This is a genomic window from Actinomadura sp. 3N508, from assembly GCF_044326375.1.
Taxonomy (GTDB): Bacteria; Actinomycetota; Actinomycetes; order Streptosporangiales; family Streptosporangiaceae; genus Spirillospora.
This window is the reverse complement of sequence record NZ_JBIRAX010000032.1, coordinates 1-3433: the sequence shown is the minus strand read 5'-3', so window position 1 is coordinate 3433 and position 3433 is coordinate 1. Positions and strand designations below refer to the sequence as shown.

Below are 3433 nucleotides of genomic sequence, written 5' to 3'. Positions count from 1 at the left end.
GAAATGTCCGGCGGTGTCCTACTCTCCCACACAGTCTCCCATGCAGTACCATCGGCGCTGAAGGGCTTAACTTCCGGGTTCGGGATGGGACCGGGTGTTTCCCCTTCGCCAAAACCACCGAACGCCCAACGCACCACCCCTACACCGGGGTGGGCAAACCTTAGGGTGTCCGAACCAGGTCCGGCACATCAATCTTCACTTATAACATGCGGGTTCCGGTTGTTTTCTGGGAACCACACAGGGACGCGAACACTCATTCTTGCAGCGATTTGGATTGAACGAGTTGTGTGTTCAAGCCACTCGGCCTATTAGTACCGGTCGACTCCACGCCTCACGGCGCTTCCATCCCCGGCCTATCAACCCAATCGTCTCTTGGGGGCCTTACACCCACAAAGGGGGTGGGAGAACTCATCTCGAGGAAGGCTTCCCGCTTAGATGCTTTCAGCGGTTATCCCGACCGAACGTAGCCAACCAGCCGTGCCCCTGGCGGGACAACTGGCACACCAGAGGTCCGTCCGTCCCGGTCCTCTCGTACTAGGGACAGACCCTCTCAATTCTCCTACGCGCGCAGCGGATAGGGACCGAACTGTCTCGCGACGTTCTAAACCCAGCTCGCGTGCCGCTTTAATGGGCGAACAGCCCAACCCTTGGGACCTACTCCAGCCCCAGGATGCGACGAGCCGACATCGAGGTGCCAAACCATCCCGTCGATATGGACTCTTGGGGAAGATCAGCCTGTTATCCCCGGGGTACCTTTTAGCCGTTGAGCGACACCGCTTCCACACGCCGGTGCCGGATCACTAGGCCCTGCTTTCGCACCTGCTCGACACGTCCGTCTCACAGTCAAGCTCCCTTGTGCCCTTACACTCGCCACCTGATTGCCAACCAGGCTGAGGGAACCTTTGGGCGCCTCCGTTACTCTTTGGGAGGCAACCGCCCCAGTTAAACTACCCACCAGGCACTGTCCCCCACCCCGATCCAGGGGTGCGGGTTAGACGCTCAAAACGACCAGAGTGGTATTTCACCAACGACTCCACCGACACTGGCGTGCCGGCTTCACAGTCTCCCACCTATCCTACACAAGACGCTCCAAACGCCAATGCCAAGCTATAGTGAAGGTCCCGGGGTCTTTCCGTCCTGCTGCGCGAAACGAGCATCTTTACTCGTACTGCAATTTCGCCGGGCCTGTGGTTGAGACAGCGGGGAAGTCGTTACGCCATTCGTGCAGGTCGGAACTTACCCGACAAGGAATTTCGCTACCTTAGGATGGTTATAGTTACCACCGCCGTTTACCGGCGCTTAGATTCTCAGCGTCCACCCCCCAAAAGGGATGTAACCGGTCCTCTTAACGTTCCGGCACCGGGCAGGCGTCAGTCCGTATACCGCGTCTTACGACTTCGCACGGACCTGTGTTTTTAGTAAACAGTCGCTTCCCCCTGGCCTCTGCGACCCCACCCAGCTCCCGCCGCAAGGACGTTCACCGGGCGTGGTCCCCCTTCTCCCAAAGTTACGGGGGCAATTTGCCGAGTTCCTTAACCACAGTTCACCCGATCGCCTTGGTATTCTCTACCTGACCACCTGAGTCGGTTTGGGGTACGGGCCGCCGGTACACTCGCTAGAGGCTTTTCTCGGCAGCATGGGATCACTCACTTCACCTAAAACGGCTCGGCATCAGCTCTCAGGATACGTGAGAGACGGATTTACCTGTCTCTCTCCCTACAGCCTTACCCCGGGTCGACCATCGCCCGGGCTGAGCTACCCTCCTGCGTCACCCCATCACTCACCTACTACCCCCTCGGGTCCCACGCTCCCCGGGACAGCAGGCCCGAAGGCCCACAACCCGGATCGGGTGGTTAGCATCAGAGGGTTCAGCGTTGGCGCATACCAGCGGGTACGGGAATATCAACCCGTTGTCCATCGACTACGCCTGTCGGCCTCGCCTTAGGTCCCGACTTACCCTGGGCGGATTAGCCTGCCCCAGGAACCCTTGGTCATCCGGCGCACACGTTTCTCACGTGTGACTCGCTACTCATGCCTGCATTCTCACTCCCACAGCCTCCACCCCTCGATCACTCGGAGGCTTCACCGGCTGCAGGACGCTCCCCTACCCACCCACACCTTGCGGTACGGGTGCCACGGCTTCGGCGGTGTGCTTGAGCCCCGCTACATTGTCGGCGCGGAATCACTTGACCAGTGAGCTATTACGCACTCTTTCAAGGATGGCTGCTTCTAAGCCAACCTCCTGGTTGTCACGGCAACTCCACATCCTTTCCCACTTAGCACACGCTTAGGGGCCTTAGCCGATGATCTGGGCTGTTTCCCTCTCGACTACGAAGCTTATCCCCCGCAGTCTCACTGCCACGCTAACTTACCGGCATTCGGAGTTTGGCTGACGTCAGTAACCTTGTCGGGCCCATCAGCCATCCAGTAGCTCTACCTCCGGCAAGCACCACGCAACGCTGCACCTAAATGCATTTCGGGGAGAACCAGCTATCACGGAGTTTGATTGGCCTTTCACCCCTAACCACAGGTCATCCCCCAGGTTTTCAACCCTGGTGGGTTCGGGCCTCCACACCGTCTTACCGGCGCTTCACCCTGCCCATGGCTAGATCACCCCGCTTCGGGTCTACAGCATGCGACTATCATCGCCCTATTCAGACTCGCTTTCGCTACGGCTACCCGACACCGGTTAACCTCGCCACACACCATAACTCGCAGGCTCATTCTTCAAAAGGCACGCCATCACCAACAAAAGAGACAAGTCTCCTCTGAGGAGGCTCTGACGGCTTGTAGGCACACGGTTTCAGGTACTCTTTCACGACCCCTCACCGGGGCACTTTTCACCTTTCCCTCACGGTACTTGTCCGCTATCGGTCATCAGGAAGTATTCAGCCTTACCACGTGGTCGTGGCAGATTCACACGGGATTTCACGGGCCCCGTGCTACTCGGGAACACACCCAGAAGACATCGCAATTTCGCCTACCGGACTCTCACCGTCTACGGTCGGCCTTCCCATGCCATTCGACTATCACGATGTTTTGTAACTTCTCGACCCAGCGGCAGCTGGACCAGGATGGTCCCACAACCCCGCACACGCAACGCCTGCCGGCTATCACACGCGCACGGTTTAGGCTCCTCCGCTTTCGCTCACCACTACTCACGGAATCACAATTGTTTTCTCTTCCTGCGGGTACTGAGATGTTTCACTTCCCCGCGTTCCCACCAACCGCCCTATACATTCAGACGGCGGCGACACCCCATGACGAGTGCCAGGTTTCCCCATTCGGAAATCCCCGGATCAAAGTCTGGTTGCCGACTCCCCGAGGCATATCGCAGGCTCCCACGTCCTTCATCGGCTCCTGATGCCAAGGCATCCACCGTATGCCCTAAAAAACTTGAACACACAAAACGATCAAAACAAATCGCAGATAA

2 rRNA genes are annotated in these 3433 nt (G+C 58.2%); both read right to left on the bottom strand.

Going from position 1 to position 3433, the window contains the following annotated elements:
• Window positions 1–5: 5 nt before the first annotated feature.
• Window positions 6–122 (bottom strand): 5S ribosomal RNA (gene rrf, locus ACH34S_RS41875).
• A gap of 165 nt (window positions 123–287) precedes the next feature.
• A 23S ribosomal RNA gene (locus ACH34S_RS41870) occupies window positions 288–3402 on the bottom strand.
• Window positions 3403–3433: the final 31 nt, after the last annotated feature.